This window comes from Vibrio sp. N418, from assembly GCF_000222565.1.
Classification (GTDB): domain Bacteria; phylum Pseudomonadota; class Gammaproteobacteria; order Enterobacterales; family Vibrionaceae; genus Vibrio; species Vibrio scophthalmi.
Map to the genome: position 1 here is coordinate 17334 of NZ_AFWD01000047.1, position 17081 is coordinate 34414.

Annotated in this window: 15 protein-coding genes and 1 tRNA gene; 7 read left to right on the top strand and 9 right to left on the bottom strand. The window is 44.6% G+C overall.

Translation table 11 applies throughout. The features are described from left to right. Positions 1-219 precede the first annotated feature (219 nt). The gene (locus RH86_RS09920; RefSeq protein ID WP_009386066.1) at positions 220-1974 is read right to left on the bottom strand and encodes a lysophospholipid acyltransferase family protein; all 1755 of its coding nucleotides are present in this window, start codon (positions 1972-1974) and stop codon (positions 220-222) included. 284 nt (positions 1975-2258) lie between these two features. Between RH86_RS09920 and celB the strand changes: the two genes are divergently transcribed. The 4 genes from celB to RH86_RS09940 are packed head-to-tail and all read left to right on the top strand — an operon-like array spanning position 2259 to position 5193. Next, complete coding sequence (celB, locus tag RH86_RS09925) at positions 2259-3575, top strand: PTS cellobiose transporter subunit IIC (RefSeq protein ID WP_005598068.1); 1317 nt, start codon at positions 2259-2261, stop codon at positions 3573-3575. 3 nt (positions 3576-3578) lie between these two features. Beyond that, on the top strand, positions 3579-4544 hold the full coding sequence (locus RH86_RS09930; protein WP_038219539.1) for a N(4)-(beta-N-acetylglucosaminyl)-L-asparaginase: 966 nt from the start codon (positions 3579-3581) through the stop codon (positions 4542-4544). Between the two features lie 13 nt (positions 4545-4557). After that, positions 4558-4863, top strand: a complete 306-nt coding sequence (locus tag RH86_RS09935) for a PTS sugar transporter subunit IIB (RefSeq protein ID WP_005598072.1) — start codon at positions 4558-4560, stop codon at positions 4861-4863. 12 nt (positions 4864-4875) lie between these two features. Beyond that, on the top strand, positions 4876-5193 hold the full coding sequence (locus tag RH86_RS09940) for a PTS lactose/cellobiose transporter subunit IIA (protein ID WP_009386068.1): 318 nt from the start codon (positions 4876-4878) through the stop codon (positions 5191-5193). Between the two features lie 43 nt (positions 5194-5236). Here RH86_RS09940 and RH86_RS09945 read toward each other — a convergent pair whose 3' ends face one another. Both RH86_RS09945 and RH86_RS09950 read right to left on the bottom strand, forming a co-directional pair. Further along, positions 5237-6073: a hypothetical protein gene (locus RH86_RS09945; RefSeq protein ID WP_005598076.1), complete on the bottom strand. Its 837-nt coding sequence runs from the start codon at positions 6071-6073 to the stop codon at positions 5237-5239. Between the two features lie 107 nt (positions 6074-6180). After that, positions 6181-6621: a hypothetical protein gene (locus tag RH86_RS09950; protein WP_005598078.1), complete on the bottom strand. Its 441-nt coding sequence runs from the start codon at positions 6619-6621 to the stop codon at positions 6181-6183. Between the two features lie 411 nt (positions 6622-7032). On the opposite strand from RH86_RS09950, the gene RH86_RS09955 reads away from it, so the two are divergent. Further along, a complete protein-coding gene (locus tag RH86_RS09955) occupies positions 7033-8412 on the top strand; it encodes an NCS2 family permease (RefSeq protein ID WP_009386069.1) in 1380 nt (459 codons plus the stop codon). A gap of 84 nt (positions 8413-8496) precedes the next feature. Here the strand turns inward: RH86_RS09955 and RH86_RS09960 are convergent, their stop codons facing one another. The 6 genes from RH86_RS09960 to rpsU form a co-directional block, all read right to left on the bottom strand. Further along, entirely contained in the window at positions 8497-9636 is a 1140-nt protein-coding gene (locus RH86_RS09960; RefSeq protein ID WP_009386070.1) for a GGDEF domain-containing protein, read from the bottom strand. 175 nt (positions 9637-9811) lie between these two features. Then, positions 9812-9887: transfer RNA gene (locus tag RH86_RS09965), tRNA-Ile, on the bottom strand. A gap of 143 nt (positions 9888-10030) precedes the next feature. Then, positions 10031-11887: an RNA polymerase sigma factor RpoD gene (rpoD, locus tag RH86_RS09970; RefSeq protein ID WP_005598084.1), complete on the bottom strand. Its 1857-nt coding sequence runs from the start codon at positions 11885-11887 to the stop codon at positions 10031-10033. Between the two features lie 98 nt (positions 11888-11985). Continuing rightward, entirely contained in the window at positions 11986-13749 is a 1764-nt protein-coding gene (gene dnaG / locus RH86_RS09975; protein ID WP_009386071.1) for a DNA primase, read from the bottom strand. Between the two features lie 146 nt (positions 13750-13895). Then, complete coding sequence (locus tag RH86_RS09980; protein WP_005598088.1) at positions 13896-14339, bottom strand: GatB/YqeY domain-containing protein; 444 nt, start codon at positions 14337-14339, stop codon at positions 13896-13898. Between the two features lie 25 nt (positions 14340-14364). After that, complete coding sequence (gene rpsU / locus RH86_RS09985) at positions 14365-14580, bottom strand: 30S ribosomal protein S21 (RefSeq protein WP_001145625.1); 216 nt, start codon at positions 14578-14580, stop codon at positions 14365-14367. A 479-nt stretch (positions 14581-15059) separates the two neighbouring features. Between rpsU and tsaD the strand changes: the two genes are divergently transcribed. Beyond that, the gene (gene tsaD / locus RH86_RS09990; protein ID WP_009386072.1) at positions 15060-16076 is read left to right on the top strand and encodes a tRNA (adenosine(37)-N6)-threonylcarbamoyltransferase complex transferase subunit TsaD; all 1017 of its coding nucleotides are present in this window, start codon (positions 15060-15062) and stop codon (positions 16074-16076) included. A 149-nt stretch (positions 16077-16225) separates the two neighbouring features. Further along, positions 16226-17041 (top strand): alpha/beta fold hydrolase, encoded by an 816-nt coding sequence (locus RH86_RS09995; RefSeq protein ID WP_009386073.1) that lies wholly within the window; start codon positions 16226-16228, stop codon positions 17039-17041. The last annotated feature ends 40 nt before the right edge of the window (positions 17042-17081 follow it).

Genomic DNA, 17081 nt, shown 5'->3' on the forward strand with positions numbered 1-17081 from the left:
TGTTCTGTCTTTACACGTCAAGGTTGGGGGGGAAGGAAGAGAAACAAGTAATGAGTCGATAGTGCTGCTCATTGATTCATCTATGGTTGGGATAGCCAGTGTTCACTGGCGTGATCTTTTGCTCGTAATGCGATGTTTTAATAATTTGGTGAATAGTAGTGTTGTCAAAAATCTCGGCCATCTCACAGCAAGGCGCAAACGCCTTGCCAAGTTACAGCCTTATTTTTGTCGATGATACGCCATGTATTGCTCAGCGAGAGGCAAACCCATATAGCGGCCTAATGTTCTAATTGGCACTTGGAGTAGATCGACCACAATCAGCCCATCGAGCGCATGATTAAATTCAGGGTCGACGTTAAAACTGACCAGTTTGCCGTTTAAAGCCAGATACTGACGTAACAAAACCGGCACGCTTTTTCCTTCATCCATACGAGCAATCACTTTTGATAGCAGCTGTAAATCACCTAAGGCACTGAGCATGCTAGTATTCCAATAGGTTTTACTGTGACTTAATGGATGCGAGGCGCTTACTAACTCTGCGCTGTGATTGTCGAAATGATGCATCTCCATCGATTCAGCGAGCAATTGACGAGCGCTTTGACTGTAATGATTGCTAATGCTAACGGGGCCAAATAGATGAGTGTAATCGGGGTTACGTTGAATGAATGTTGCAATGCCTTTCCATAACAGCAGTAGCGCACTCATGCTACGTTGATATTCGGCAGCAATGACCGAGCGGCCCAGTTCGATGGATTTCCCCATTCGGTCGATAAATCGCTGATCATAATCAAATAGGGTTCTTGAGTAGAGCGAGTTGATGCCGGAATGCTCCATCAGTCGGTCGACTAGGCCTAATCGATAAGCGCCAACCAAACGACGCTGTTGTCGATCCCAAATAAAGAGATGGCGATAGTGAGGATCAAAACGGTCAATATCGAGCGCTTTACCGGTGCCTTCTCCCACATCTCGGAAATTTTGTTCACGGAGTCGACCAATCTCATACAGCAGATTTGGTATATATTTCGCTCGGGTGCAGTAGACATCAAACTCCCCACTGCTGAGCAAGTGATCGTGTTTTGGTATGGCGTTTAAGTCTTCTTGGTAGCGAGCTAAATCTAATGCGGGTGAAACCGGCGTTTGTGGCTGAGCGTCACAAAATAGATCTCTATGTTCAGACTGTGGTTTTAACAGATACGTATTGAGTCGCAGGTAATTGACTAAGCTTTCGTCATCGAGAGCGCGGATTTCTTTGTAGTTAATAGCGCTGCCAATCGCAATTTCGATGGGCTGGTGGGATTTGTTTAGCAACTCTCGCCCCAGCATGAGTGTGCGTAGCAGCGAATGCACTTTACCAGCTAGATAAAAGCGTTTTGAATTCTGACCGTTAATGAAAATAGGTAGGGTGGTCGCGGCACTTTTTTTGATTAATGAGCTGACCGATCGGCTCCAAGCTTTATCTTCTATTTGATTGGTTTTGCCATCGACTAACTGGGACACTTCACCGGCAGGAAAGAGCAATAGCAATCCGCTTTGTTCTAGATGACGATGCGCCTCACGTAGCGCTTTTAAATTGGCTTTATGGCGCTCTTTCCCCTCAAATACATCGACACCGATAAATAATGAATCGAGTTCGGGAACGGTTTTTAGATAGTGATTAGCGAGTATTTTTACATCAGGGCGGATCATTAACAGTAGCTCTGCCAGAATTACCCCTTCCACACAACCTAACGGATGATTGGCAACAATGACCGTTGCTCCTTGCTCAGGTACCTGGTTAAGGGATCCCTTAATGATCTGATAGTCGATACCAAGGACTTGCAGGGTGAAACGCAAGAAGGTTTCTGTATTACATTGCGCCGGACGTTGAGCATAAAATTTATCTAATTTGCTTAGGCCAGTCGCCCATTCAGTAACCTGTTCAGCCAATCCAAATGGTGTTTTACGCGGCAAGCGAAAAGGGCTAGTAACTTCCATATTTTCCTCGAACTCTCATTAACTCATAACGAGTGTATGGCGCTTATATGTCAGTGATGCTGCAATTTCGTGAGAGTTCGATGAAAGGTCACGGGCTGTTTTAGTGATAATTATATACGTATAGCTATTAATTCGTGGGGCTGATCACAAACATATTTATAAAGGTAATCATGTGATACAAAATTAATGTCAGTGTGATTTAAGCCAAGTTTATTTTAAATTAATCAGCATAATATCATCACAAACATAATGAAGTATCACATGATTGCTTAATGGAGGTTTGTATGGAAAAGGTAATGCGGTTTATTGAAAGTCGCATGATGCCAATTGCAGGTAAAGTGGCTCAACAGCGTCACTTAGGAGCAATTCGCGACGCATATATATCATTTATGCCGTTTATTATTGTCGGCTCCATTCTACTTGTTATTAGTTCTTTCCCTAGCGCGAGCTACAAAGAGTTTATGGCGTCTATATTTGGTCCAAATTGGGGGGCAAATATAGAAATACCATTTTCGGTTATCTTCTCTGGAATGTCTCTGTTCATCTCTTTTATGGTCGCATACCGTCTTGCAGAGCGTTACAAGGTTGACCGAATTTCCGCCGGTGTTCTTTCTCTTTCTGCATTTATGGTTTTAACTCCATTTGCTCATGTTGAAGGGGTTGGTACCGTTATTCCTACTGAGTGGTTGGGGTCGAAAGGCCTATTTGTGGCTATGATCGGTGCTCTATTGTGGACAGAGATTTTTCGTTGGTTCATTGAAAAGCGCATCACAATCAAAATGCCAGATGGCGTGCCACCAGCAGTTGAGAAGTCTTTTGCAGCTTTAGTTCCAGCGACGGTTGTTTTGTGTTTAGCACTTGCAATTCGCCTTGCTTTTGCCGTGACTGATTTCAATACCATTCACCAATTTATTTATGATGTATTAGCAACACCAGTTCGATCATTTGGGACTTCTTACTTTGGTGCTTTAATGACATCGTTGACCATTACTTTACTTTGGTCTGTCGGTATTAACAGTGGCTCAATGGTGAACGGCATTATGCGTCCTGTATGGGCTGAAAACCAACAAGATAACTTAAGTGCAATGGCGAATGGTGTCACGCCTCCACACGTTGTAACAGAGCAATTTTTTGACATTATTTGGATGGGGGGCGCGGGTGCAACGCTCTCATTGATCATTGCTATTCTGATGTTTGCTCGCTCTCAACATATTAAGAAAGTAGGTAAATTAGCTGCAGGTTCGTCGATATTTAACATTAATGAGCCAGTGCTATTTGGTCTACCTATTATCATGAACCCAATCATGTTGATTCCATTCAACTTAGTGCCTTTGGTGTTGGTGACGCTGCAATACGTCGCAATGTCGATAGGTTTGGTATCAACCACAACGGGCGCCTTTATCCCTTGGACATTACCACCTGTGTTGTCTGGGTTTATAGTAACAGCGAGTATTTCAGGCGCTGTTATGCAGATAGTCAACCTAACTATTGGCGCCATGATCTACCTACCGTTCCTTCGTATTATCGATAAACAGTATCGCAGTACAGAAGTGCCCCAAGAAACAGAACTAAAAACAACATTAGAAACAGCAAAGGCTTAATCAATGGAAATAAAAAACTGGGGAATTATCGCTACATGGCGAATGGCATTTGATGGCATCTGTGAAGGCGCGGACATGTTACAAAAATGCCAAACCGCCAGCGATGCCGTATTAACTTCGGTAACTCGTGTTGAAGATTATCCATACTACAAAAGTGTTGGGTATGGTGGTTTGCCAAATGAGAAAGGCATTGTTGAATTGGATGCTGCTTTTATGCATGGCACGACCATGGCTTTAGGGGCGATAGCGAGCGTAAAAGACATCGCAAACCCGATTTTGGTTGCAGAGAAATTAAGTCGTGAGCGCTTTAATAGTTTTATGGTTGGAGACGGCGCAGAGCAATGGGCATTTGACCAAGGCTTTGAAAAGAAAAATATGCTCACTGAACGCGCTCAGCAACATTATGTGAAGCGTTGTCGCGAAACCATTTTACGAGGGCTTTCTCCTTATACAGGGCATGATACTGTTGGTATCGCAGCATTGGATACTGAAGGTCATATCTGTGTTGGTACTTCAACCAGTGGCCTCTTTATGAAGCGTCCTGGTCGTGTTGGCGATTCGCCTGTTTCAGGTTCAGGCTATTACGCTGATAGTGACATTGGTGCCGCAACCGCAACAGGTCTTGGCGAAGACTTGATGAAAGGCTGCATTAGCTACGAAATAGTACGTCGGATGGGGGAGGGAATGACGCCTCAGCAAGCCGCAGATAGTGCTGTCCGAGAGTTAGAACAAAAACTGATTGCTCGTTATGGAAAGGCGGGGGATTTATCGGTGGTTTGCATCAATAAAGAAGGAGAATTTGGTGCAGCAACCAATATTGATAGTTTTACGTTTTCTGTGATGACTGCGAAGCACCCTGCAATGGTTTATGTGTGTGTGCGTGATGAACAAGGTTTTACGCATTATTCCCCAGCTAGCCAAGAGTGGCTGGATGCATATCAAGCGCGTATTACTGCACCAATAGAATAGTTAGGAGTTTATAATGAAAAAGATTTTGCTTATTTGCGACATGGGAATGTCGACTAGTTTAGTGGTTAAACGAATGCAAGAAGCAGCACAAGCAGAAGGCATTGAAGCATTAATTGAAGCGAAAGGTTCACAGGATTTTGAAGATTGCGCAGCGGAATTTGATTGCTACTTACTTGCTCCTCAAATCAGCTATAAGTTGGCCGACTTTCAAGTGGTCGCTGGTGCTCATAACCGCCCTATCGCATTGATCAATATGATGGACTACGGGATGACAGATGGTAAGAAGATTCTCGCTCAAGCTCTGAATATGACGGCTTAGAGGCTGGAAAATATGAATAAAGATCAATACGAAGAATGGGTGATGTCGCTTATCGTACAGGCAGGACAGTGCCGAAGTATGTTGATGAACGCGATGCGTGAAGCCCGAGCGGGTCATTTTTCTAGCGCAGAAGAATTAATTACAGGAGCAAAGCAGGCTTTAAAAGAGGCGCATCATATTCAAACGCAATTGATTGAATTTGATGAGGGCGAAGGGAAGCTACCAGTCCATATTGTTATGGTGCATGCCCAAGATCACTTGATGAATGCGGTATTGCTAATGGATATGGCTGAGGAAATCATTGATTTAAGAAAGGTAAATCAAGCATAGAAGTGCTTATTCCGTGCATAATTTAGTCACAAAACAGGGAGCTTTAGCTCCCTGTTTTGTTTTTCCAATATCCGCTCGGCGTCAGGCTTTTTAAGCGACTTCGCATTACGCGTTTATTCAGGAGATCTTCATAGTTCAGCAAAATTGACGGTAAGCCTAGACGTTTATCAAAGTGCTCTCCATCGAGGAAGTATTCATAGTTTTGTTGAAAATTTACCGCTTCCTCTGTCTCTAAAGTAAAAAGAGAATATTCATCATGAAGTTGCCATGCTATACCCATATTCTCTGCCCATTGGATTGCAAAAGGTTGATTAGGCAAAATCATATTTTTGATAGTGTATGGCAGTGCATGCTTAGCAAACTCGCTTAAACCATCAATAGCTTTATGATCATCTAAGGATGGAATTAAAGCAAAGCTGACAAAACCAGAGTACTGCTCCGTTAACACTAATAAATAAGGAGATTTCTGGGCTAGTTCTACCGGAAGCTTTAACATGTCTACATCGACCGTTCCAACTTGATTAAGAGTTGGTTTAGTCATTCGAGGAACTTGGTATTTCTTCAAGCAACGATTAAGCACTGCTCGTGATAAGGCCTTATTGATAAGTAATTGGGCAACTTCGAGCAGTTCATCAAGCGATAACGAAAGGCGATGGCGCAAATAGATAACAAGCCATTCTTGTTCTGGAGTTAGACGACGGTGAATCACTTTAGGCCGGTGGGATTTATCATAGACATTTTCACGATGACGCCACTTTTTTACCGTATCTATCGAGATACTTAATTCATGCGCTAGGTCGGCATCAGATTTTTCTGAATTTTTAATATATTTGCGAATCTTGGGTGTGGTCGCAGCGTTTGAATGAAGTTTAATTTCCATATAAATAGACAATCACAACCTATATTTTATCGTGATTCAATATATCACGACTTGAGCTGCAGGACATCCAGTCACAGTATGTGACTTGATGTCCGTCGCTATTTATATTACTGCGCAATCTTGGCGTATTGACGCAATAAATCCGTTAAGGTTGTCACCCATTCTAAGGTGTTTTCTGGGCTTTGTTTTAGGATTACTTCCACGTGGTTGCAATGCACCTCTAAAGGAATGGCACGCTCAAGATGAAATGAGATCGCGTAAAAGTGCCACAATAGCAGGCGTTGCATACGCAGCGTATTTTGCTGGGCATTTTCTGATTCTTGAAATAGAGCGGGTAATTGGCTCAGAGCGATGGCATTAAGACGTAACATCGCATCGAGCTGAGCTTCATGCAGTTTATCTTCTGATTCGGTTTCTTCACCATCAAAAGTAAAAATTTCGCTAAGGTAATCTTCAGGTACTAAGCGGTGAACCATTCGTAGGCTGAGTTGTTCTAGCTCTTCACGAGGCATATTCGCTAAGCATTGGTAAGTATAATCAAGCTGCATGGTCATCTATTTCTATATGGTCAATCTGTGCTGTATTGTAGCGCGTAAAAGCGAATTTGCACTCTCTTCATCTCGTACTCATCGCGCCCTTCGGTATTTAGAGGCCGGAGAGAGATGGGCAGAAGATAGGAGCAGATTAAGCGCTGTAAACCTCACCCAACACTACGTATTGTTTTTCTTTACGGAAACGTTTGCCGCAAAGGTTTAAATTACTTGTCATCTGCAAAATAACCCTGTAATTTCTCCGCCTTTAAACGATAGCGCAACCCTTAGGGTGCGGTGTTTAAGCCTAGTTATTGCTTTGTAAAACTCCATCAATGATCTATTCCAACCAGGCATGGATAGGCAGTGAACTCATCACGCTACAATGCTTCTTATGGTATTAAGTCATAAAATCGAATAGGAAAACTCATGTCTAATAAGACTCCCACTCAAAATACGCAAAATAGCTCATCCGCTTCGTCGCCAATGGCGAGCAAACTGGATAGCTACTTCTCGATCTCGCAACGCGGTAGTAACGTTCGCCAAGAAATGCTGGCAGGTTTAACGACATTTCTTGCCATGGTTTACTCAGTCATTGTGGTACCAAGTATGTTGGGTGCGGCTGGATTTGATCAAGGTGCGGTGTTTGTTGCGACCTGTTTAGTGGCGGCATTTGGTTCATTATTGATGGGGTTGTGGGCAAACCTGCCGATGGCGATTGGTTGTGCGATCTCATTAACCGCATTCATGGCCTTTAGCTTGGTATTGGGACAAGGTGTCTCTATTCCGGTTGCGCTGGGTGCTGTCTTCCTAATGGGGGTGGTGTTTACCGCGATTACCGTAACAGGTTTACGCCAGTGGATTTTGACACACTTACCTGTCGGTATCGCACACGGTACCGGGATTGGTATTGGTCTGTTCTTATTGCTTATCGCCGCCAATGGTGTGGGGCTAGTAGAGAAGAATCTTGCAGAAGGTCTACCGGTTAAATTTGGTGATTTTACCTCTCTACCTGTAATGATGTCGGTACTCGGCCTTGCCGCTATCTTTGGTTTGGAGAAGCGCCGTGTCCCAGGTGGTATCTTACTGGTTATCGTAGTGATCTCGATCTTTGGTCTTATTTTCGATCCAAATGTGACCTACCATGGTTTGTTTGCTATGCCATCATTTGGCGGCGAAGGCTCTCTATTTGGTTCGATGGATGTTATGGGCGCATTTAGCCCATTAGTACTACCAAGCGTATTAGCTTTGGTGATGACGGCGATCTTTGATGCGACTGGTACGATTCGCGCAGTGGCTGGTCAGGCGAACTTGCTGGATAAAGATGGCAACATCATCGATGGCGGTAAAGCGCTGACTTCTGATTCTGTGAGTAGCATTGTCTCTGGTGCTGTTGGTGGCGCTCCGGCGGCAGTGTACATTGAATCTGCAGCAGGTACGGCGGCTGGTGGCAAAACCGGTTTGACGGCTGTGGTTGTTGGTACCTTGTTCCTAGCCCTGTTGTTCATCTCGCCAATCAGTTACCTAGTACCAAGCTACGCAACGGCGCCTGCGCTAATGTATGTTGGCCTATTGATGCTGAGTAATGTTAGTAAGCTTGATTTTGGCGACTCAATTGATGCTTTGTCAGGATTAGTGTGTGCCGTGTTTATCGTGCTTACTGCCAATATCGTCACCGGTATCATGCTTGGCTTCCTATGTTTGGTCGTTGGTCGCATTATCTCTGGCGAGTGGAAGAAGCTTAGCTTTGGTATTGTGGCCCTAACCGCGGTGCTAGTGGCGTTTTACGCGGGTGGTTGGGCTATATAAGTTGGGCTATCTAGTTAGCGACCCAATGATGGATTAAAAATGGCTGCCTAGAGGCAGCCATTTTTATATTCAGTGCTTAGGCCATTAAGCACAACAAGGCGTACTGTTATTGGCTGAAATAACATTATTACGCCCGGCGGATTTAGCTTGATAGAGCGCTTCATCCACCTTATTTAAGAAAAACAAGAAGTCTTCATCACCTTGTGGGGGATGACAAAACACACCAATCGAACAAGTGAGTTGATGGGAGCATTTTTTCTCTTCGTTTGATAGTGTCACGTTCGCGATGCTTTGGCGGATTGTTTCAGCAAGAGCTGTACTGTGTTGGTAGTGGGTATTGGTGACAACCACCAAAAACTCTTCCCCGCCCATGCGAAAAGCATGACCGCCATATTGCTTGCTTAGCTGAGATAAAATATCACCAACAGATTGAATCGCTTCGTCGCCTTTGAGGTGGCCAAGTGAATCATTAAGAGATTTAAATAAGTCTAAATCGAGAGAAATAAAACTGAGCGCGTGTTGTTCAAGTTTGGCCCGTTGAATTTCAGGCTGAATCACATTCATAAAATGGCGTCGGTTAAATAGGCCTGAAAGTTCATCTATGATCGCGAGTTGCTGTAGTTTCTGATTAAGAGCGGTAAGCTCTTTTTCAGCAATAATGCGGCGATGTTTTTCACGGATCAATTCAATCGCATGGGATGACAGTTCGTCGTACATGGTTAATACGGTATCAATCAGCACACCAACGGAACCTCGCATTTGCTTTCGCGCCTGCTTCTTCGCTTCATCTAACGCCATGCCGTCTTTCAGTCCATGCACGACTAAGCTCATCTTTTTATCGTTATCAAGAATATGCAGAGCGAGCCAACGAATAAGAAACTGCAGTACATTTTCAATCGTATCTTGCCAACAGCTTGTAACGGCAGCGTGTTTGATTTTTTCAATGTCAGGTAGGAAGGACTCATGCGTATCGGTATGAGATAACATCCAGTTATCTTGCTGGAAGTATTCAGACCATACTTGTTCTTCCTCGGTAAAATGGTACGTCGCATAGTTGGCGAGTTCATCAAACACTTCAGCAACTTCAATCCGATTTTCATGCACTAAAGAATTGGCGAGTTTATTGACGAGTTGAAACAACGTCTTATGCTGGGCATCAATGTGAACTATTCCAGTTTCAAAATTAGGGTTCCAAGGAAAAACCACGATCTCGCTATTTGGCATAATAACTACAGCTTATATTTTTCTAACCAGTGTGAATTTTACTAGTCAGCGTTCTAAATAAACAGAGCCTTAAAGGGTTAATTTGAGGTTGAGCCCATGGCTTAAATGAGAAGGGTATATAGAGATGCTAGAAAAGCAAAAGGCTCGTAGATTTCTCTATGAGCCTTTCTAAATTTGGTGGCCCCTCCCAGACTTGAACTGGGGACCAATCGATTATGAGTCGACTGCTCTAACCACTGAGCTAAGGGGCCTTTAAGGTGACTGATTATAGGGGAAGCGCCTTGGAGTGTCTAGCCGAGTAGGGGGGTAATTCCGTTTAGTTTTTATTCAGTTAAACGCGCTAGATACAAAAAAGGTGAGCCAGAGCTCACCTTTTTCTTTAATTGCTTACGAATTACTCGTCTAGGAAGCTGCGCAAGGTTTCTGAGCGGCTTGGGTGACGAAGTTTACGTAGTGCTTTTGCTTCGATCTGACGGATACGTTCACGCGTCACGTCGAACTGCTTACCCACTTCTTCTAGAGTGTGGTCAGTGTTCATATCGATACCAAAACGCATGCGTAGTACTTTTGCTTCACGAGGTGTTAGACCCGCAAGAACATCTTTGGTTGCAGCGCGCAGGCTAGTTGCCGTCGCTGAATCAAGAGGAAGTTCTAGCGTAGTATCCTCGATGAAGTCACCTAGGTGCGAATCTTCGTCATCACCGATAGGTGTTTCCATTGAGATTGGCTCTTTAGCGATCTTCAGTACTTTACGGATCTTGTCTTCTGGCATTTGCATGCGTTCAGCAAGTTCTTCCGGTAGCGGCTCACGACCCATCTCTTGTAGCATTTGACGAGAGATGCGGTTCAGTTTGTTGATCGTTTCGATCATGTGAACCGGAATACGGATCGTACGGGCTTGGTCTGCAATCGAACGAGTGATTGCCTGACGAATCCACCAAGTCGCGTAAGTCGAGAATTTGTAACCACGACGGTATTCAAATTTATCAACCGCTTTCATCAAACCAATGTTACCTTCTTGGATTAGATCCAAGAACTGTAGGCCACGGTTGGTGTATTTCTTAGCAATTGAGATAACTAGACGTAAGTTTGCCTCAACCATCTCTTTTTTCGCACGACGAGCTTTCGCTTCACCGATAGACATACGACGGCTGATATCTTTGATGCTTTGAACCGTTAAAGAAGTCTCTTCTTCAATGATTTTAAGCTTCAGGATAGAACGACGGATATCGTCTTCGCTTTGACGAATTTTGTCTGCGTATGGCTTATCTGATGCCAAAACTTCATCTAGCCAAGCATCGCTTGACTCATTGCCAGTAAATAGCGTGATGAATGATTTCTTCGGCATTTTGCCGTATTCAACCGTTGCCTTCATGATCAAACGTTCTTGAGTACGAACGCGTTCCATTGAAGTACGTAGCTCTTCAACTAGGTAGTCGAATTGCTTCGGTGTTAGACGGAATTCTTTAAACACATCAATCACTAGTGCATGAGCATCTTGTGCTTGTGCGCTGTCATGACCGTGTTCGTTAACCGCTAGCTGATGGTTTTGGAAGGTGTTGCGTAGAGCGGTAAATTTCTCAAGCGCAAGCTCAGGATCAATACCAGTATCTTCTTCAGCTTCTTCTTCATCGCTGTCGTCACTGTCGTCGTCAGAATCATCATCTTCGTCTTTAAGATCTGTTTCTGTGAGTTCAGAACCGATGTGTGTCGCGGTTGGCGCTGCAGTTTCATCTGCATCAGGATCAACAAAGCCCGTGATCAGATCAGTCAGACGTAGCTCTTCAGCTTGAATACGGTCGAACTGTTCAAGAATGTAAGGAATTGTACCTGGGTATTCTGCAACGGCGTTTTGAACTTGGTTGATACCATCTTCGATACGCTTCGCGATATCGATTTCACCTTCGCGCGTTAGCAGCTCAACAGTACCCATTTCACGCATGTACATGCGTACTGGGTCGGTTGTGCGGCCAATTTCACTTTCAACGCTTGAAAGTGCCGCTGCTGCAGCTTCTGCTGCATCTTCATCGGTGATGGCGTCATCATCGTTCAGCGCAAGATCATCAGCATCCGGAGCAGTTTCTACTACTCGAATACCCATGTCATTAATCATCTGAATGATGTCTTCAACCTGCTCAGAATCCACGATTTCTGCAGGCAGGTGGTCGTTAACTTCTGCGTAGGTCAGATAGCCTTGTTCCTTGCCTTTAATGACAAGTTGTTTTAGCTGTGACTGCGGATTTTGATCCATAGACGGTATCCAACTTAGTATCTGGTGAAGGAATTAGTATGCGATATGCAAACCATACATGTTAACAAATTAATTGTTTGCTGCCTAATTAAACAGGGTTACGCTTTTAAATCTAGCATTAACGCTAGTAGCTCCCTTTTCTCTTCGGCTGATAAACCGATGCTTCTTTCTTTGGCTTGCAGATTTTCAATTTGCTTTTCGACGCACTGGGAAAGGATCTTATCCAATGAATCTAAAAATATATCTTTTTCATTGTCGTCTACGAGGGGGATTAGCCATCCCGCGAGACGTGACAATAGGGCCTCATGGCGACTATTTCGCCAATGCTCAAGCAATTGGCCTGTGTTGATATGGGGGTGCGATTGACAATATTCAAGCACCTCAATGAATAAACTTAATCCTGGAACCGTCAAGTGCTTCACGCTACTTAGATCCGGTACCATTTCAGCATAGCTCGGATTTTGAATTAGCAAAGCGATCACTTCACGCATTGGTGTGCGCTTGATCTCTTTGTGAGGCTGAGGTCGCTCCTCTTTTTGCCCTTCTTTACTGATCAATTGCTGAAGTTGTCGTTCATCCATTAAGCCAAGGCGTTTACCGAGTAAATCTCTTAGGTAAAGTCGCAGTGTGCCACCGGGTACTTTGTCAATCAGTGGAATGGCGAGACTGGTGAGTTTTGCCATGCCTTCTCGTGTGGATGTATCCACTTGCTGCATCAATGAACTGAACATAAATTCAGACAATGATGTGGCAGAATCGAGTTGTTGCTCAAACGCTTGTTTGCCGTGTTGACGGATATAAGAATCTGGATCTTCACCATCAGGGAGAAACATAAACTTCAACTGTCGACCATCGGTCAAATAAGGCAATGCATTTTCCATTGCGCGCCATGCCGCTTCACGTCCAGCTCTGTCACCATCGTAACAGCAGACCACCAAGCTTGTTTGTCGAAATAAGACTTGCAGGTGATCGCCAGTGGTTGAGGTGCCAAGCGAGGCGACCGAATAGTCGACGCCATATTGCGCTAAAGCCACCACATCCATATAGCCTTCTACGACAAGGATACGAGGTGGTTCACGATACGCCTGTAAAACTTCATAAAGACCATACAGTTCTTTGCCTTTATGGAACACTGGCGTTTCAGGAGAGTTGAGGTATTTTGGTGTTCCTTCGCCAATCACGCGGCCACCAAAACCAATCACACGACCACGACGATCACGGATCGGGAACATCACACGACCGCGAAAACGGTCATAACGATTGCCTTTATCGTTTTCGATTAGCATGCCACCAGAAACCAGCATATCTTGGCTGTTTTTCTGTTGACCAAAGTTCTTTCTGACGAGATCCCATTCATCGGGAATATAGCCGATGCCAAATTTCTGTACGATCTCGCCAGAGAGGCCACGATCTTTCAGATAATCGATGGCGATCTTACTCTTCGGTTGCTTGAGTTGATCACGATAAAACTGGCCAATGCTGCCCAATAGATCGTAAAGCGATCGTTTTTGATCGCTACTTGCCTGAGGTTGATCATTGCGGAATCCACCGCCTTGGCGCTGCTCGCGTGGCACATCTAGGCCCATAAAAGAGGCGAGCTCTTCTATCGCTTCAACGAATTCTAAACGTTCATACTCCATCATGAAGTCGATGGCATTACCATGCGCACCACAGCCAAAACAGTGGTAAAACTGCTTCTCTTGGCTGACGCTAAATGAGGGGGTTTTTTCGTTATGGAAAGGGCAGCAAGCACCGTAGTTCTTGCCTTTTTTCTTAAGTTTCACGCGTGCGTCAATGATATCGACGATATCAAGTCGAGCTAGGAGGTCATCAATAAAATTACGAGGGATGTGTCCAGCCATAAAACCTAACAAAAAAGAAAAGAGAACAGAATGGATGAGTTATGCAATCTAGTATCGCAGAAGCGGTTGATTATTTCATGCATTCAGATACAAACAAGCCGCGCTATCCAATGGAATGCACGGCTTGTTGCAATAGGGTTGGGTAATTAAGCCAGCTTAGCGCGAACTAAACCACTTACTTTACCCATATCTGCACGCCCTTGAATCTGTGGTTTAAGAACGCCCATTACATTACCCATGTCTTGCATGCCCGCGGCACCAGATTCAGCAATTGCCGCTTCAATAAGCTGCGCAACTTCTTCATCGGTGAGCGGTTGAGGCATGAAATCCTCAAGTACTGTAATTTCGGCGCTTTCCACGTCTGCTAAATCTTGACGACCCGCTGATTCGTATTGAGCGACAGAGTCGCGACGTTGTTTAACCATTTTAGTCAGCACAGCAAGAATGTCGTCATCGTTCAGAGTGATCTGTTCGTCAACTTCACGTTGCTTAACGGCTGCTAAGGCTAAACGAATAGTGCCAAGGCGTAATTTATCCTTGGCTTTCATCGCTAATTTTTGCTCGTCTTTGAGAGTATCAATGAGAGCCATAACTATTTCCTAATGGACTTAGTTATTAGTACAGGCGAACGCGACGAGCGTTTTCGCGAGCTAGCTTCTTAGCGTGACGCTTTTGAGCTGCTGCTTTAGCGCGTTTGCGAACTGTAGTTGGTTTTTCGTAGTGCTCACGACGACGCACTTCAGAAAGGATACCTGCTTTTTCGCAAGAGCGCTTGAAACGACGTAGTGCAACGTCGAACGGTTCGTTTTCACGTACTTTAACTACTGGCATATGCCTTTCACCTCAGGGGTTATTCGTTAACGCTGGCATCGGTAGTCCAAACAATGCTGTTCGGTCTATAACCAGCTTGATCAAAAATGGTGCGGAATTTTAATCCGATCACAATAGCTTTGTAAAGCATTTTGTCGAGTATATATCCATGCAGCACCAAGGTATAGTTTGATTGGTCGCCCTATGGATTAAGCTCAGGGCTCTAATTTAGTTGCTTAACATCTCGAAATCAAAAAATTAACCTAAATCAAATTTTAATGGCTTTGAGATAGAGTGGTCTAATCTATTGTCATTATTGATAAAAATGAATTTACTTGTTGGATGTTGTAATCGTTTAACACCATTATTCATGGCTGATATGGCCATTTATAGCGAGTGTGGTTAGTGCTATCTGCAGGGACAAAATTTGTTTGCAACGTCAAGGCGAGGTAAGATTGCCGCCAATTTGAAACAGTCGACAGAAGCCTTCTGAGTTAACCATGCGTATTATCGGTATCGAAACCTCTTGTGATGAGACGGGAATTGCCATTTATGATGATGAGAAAGGCCTGCTTTCTCACCAGCTTTACAGTCAGGTAAAATTGCATGCCGATTACGGCGGTGTAGTCCCTGAATTGGCCTCTCGCGATCACGTTAAAAAAACCATTCCGCTTATCAAAGCTGCGATGGCTGAAGTGAACCTTACTCCAAAAGATATCGATGGCATCGCGTATACCGCAGGCCCTGGTCTTGCCGGTGCACTTTTAGTTGGCGCGACGATTGGCCGCAGCCTTGCTTATGCATGGAACATCCCTGCCGTTGCGGTTCACCACATGGAAGGCCACTTGCTGGCGCCAATGTTGGAAGATAACCCACCACCGTTCCCATTTGTTGCTGTGCTGGTTTCAGGCGGTCACTCAATGATGGTAGAAGTGAAAGGGATCGGTGAGTATAAGATCCTTGGCGAGTCGGTGGATGATGCGGCAGGTGAAGCATTCGATAAAACGGCAAAATTGATGGGACTGGATTATCCAGGTGGTCCACTGCTGTCTAAACTGGCAGAGAAAGGCACTCCCGGTCGTTTTAAGTTTCCACGCCCGATGACCAACGTACCAGGGCTCGATATGAGCTTCTCTGGCCTGAAAACCTTTACAGCCAATACCATTGCCGCTAATGGCGATGATGATCAAACTCGTGCGGATATCGCGTTAGCGTTTGAAGAAGCGGTGTGTGCAACCTTGGTGATCAAATGCAAACGCGCATTGGATCAAACTGGGTTTAAACGCATTGTGATTGCTGGTGGTGTGAGTGCCAACAAGCGTTTACGAGCTGAACTTGGCAAGTTAGCACAAAAGATCGGTGGTGAAGTTTATTACCCACGTACTGAGTTTTGTACCGATAACGGCGCAATGATCGCGTATGCCGGTATGCAGCGTTTGAAAAACAGCGAAGCAACGGATCTGGCGGTAGAAGCGAAGCCGCGTTGGCCGATCGATCAACTTGAACCGATCGCTTAATTGATCAATTCAAATCAAGGCCGCTGTTATAGCGGCCTTTTTTTTGCCTTCAGCAGAATAATTGTTTATTGCCATCGCTTTGAAACAATGGATAAATGTAGAGCCGCAATAGCAAGCAGTGATAGGAAAGCGACACAATGGATAGAAGTATGAAAAAATTTGCAATCGATGGCTGTGAAATGGCCTATCAGGATATAGGGCAAGGCCCTGTGGTGCTATTTGGTCATAGTTACTTGTGGGATAGTCAGATGTGGGCGCCACAAATAGCGCAGTTAAGTCAGTCATATCGTTGTATTGTGCCAGATCTTTGGGCGCATGGAGAGTCTGACAGCGCACCGCTTTCAACCCGATCATTGCAAGATTACGCCCAGCAGATCCTCGCTTTGATGGATCACTTAGAGATTGATCAATTTGCGATCGTTGGCCTATCTGTTGGTGGTATGTGGGGGGCAGAAGTGGTGGCGATGGCGCCACGACGAGTGAATGCCATTGCGTTGATGGATACTTTTGTCGGTTTAGAGCCTGAAGTGGCACACAAAAAGTACTTTGCCATGTTAGAGACGATCAACACAGTTAAACATGTTCCTGAAGCGATCATTGCTGCGGTAACACCGCTGTTTTTTGCCCGTAATGCTGAGCAAGATAACCCTGAATTGGTGGCGAAATTTCAGCAGCACCTCGCTCAAATAAAAGGTGAACAAGCTGAGGCGATTGCAAAGGTTGGTCGGATGGTCTTTGGTCGTCGCGATCTGACTGACGCTTTGGAGCATTTTACACTACCAACCCTGATTGCTGTTGGCGCAGAAGATATTCCTCGTCCTTACTTGGAGTCGTACTTAATGCAAGATTGTATTGATGGCGCGGAGTTGGTGCAAATTCCCAATGCCGGTCATATCTCTAATTTAGAGCAGCCGCAATTTGTCACATCGTTGCTCAACGATTTTCTAACTAAAGCACTGCGCTAGTACTAAAGCGAAATCTTTTAAATAAAAAGGCCTCGAATGA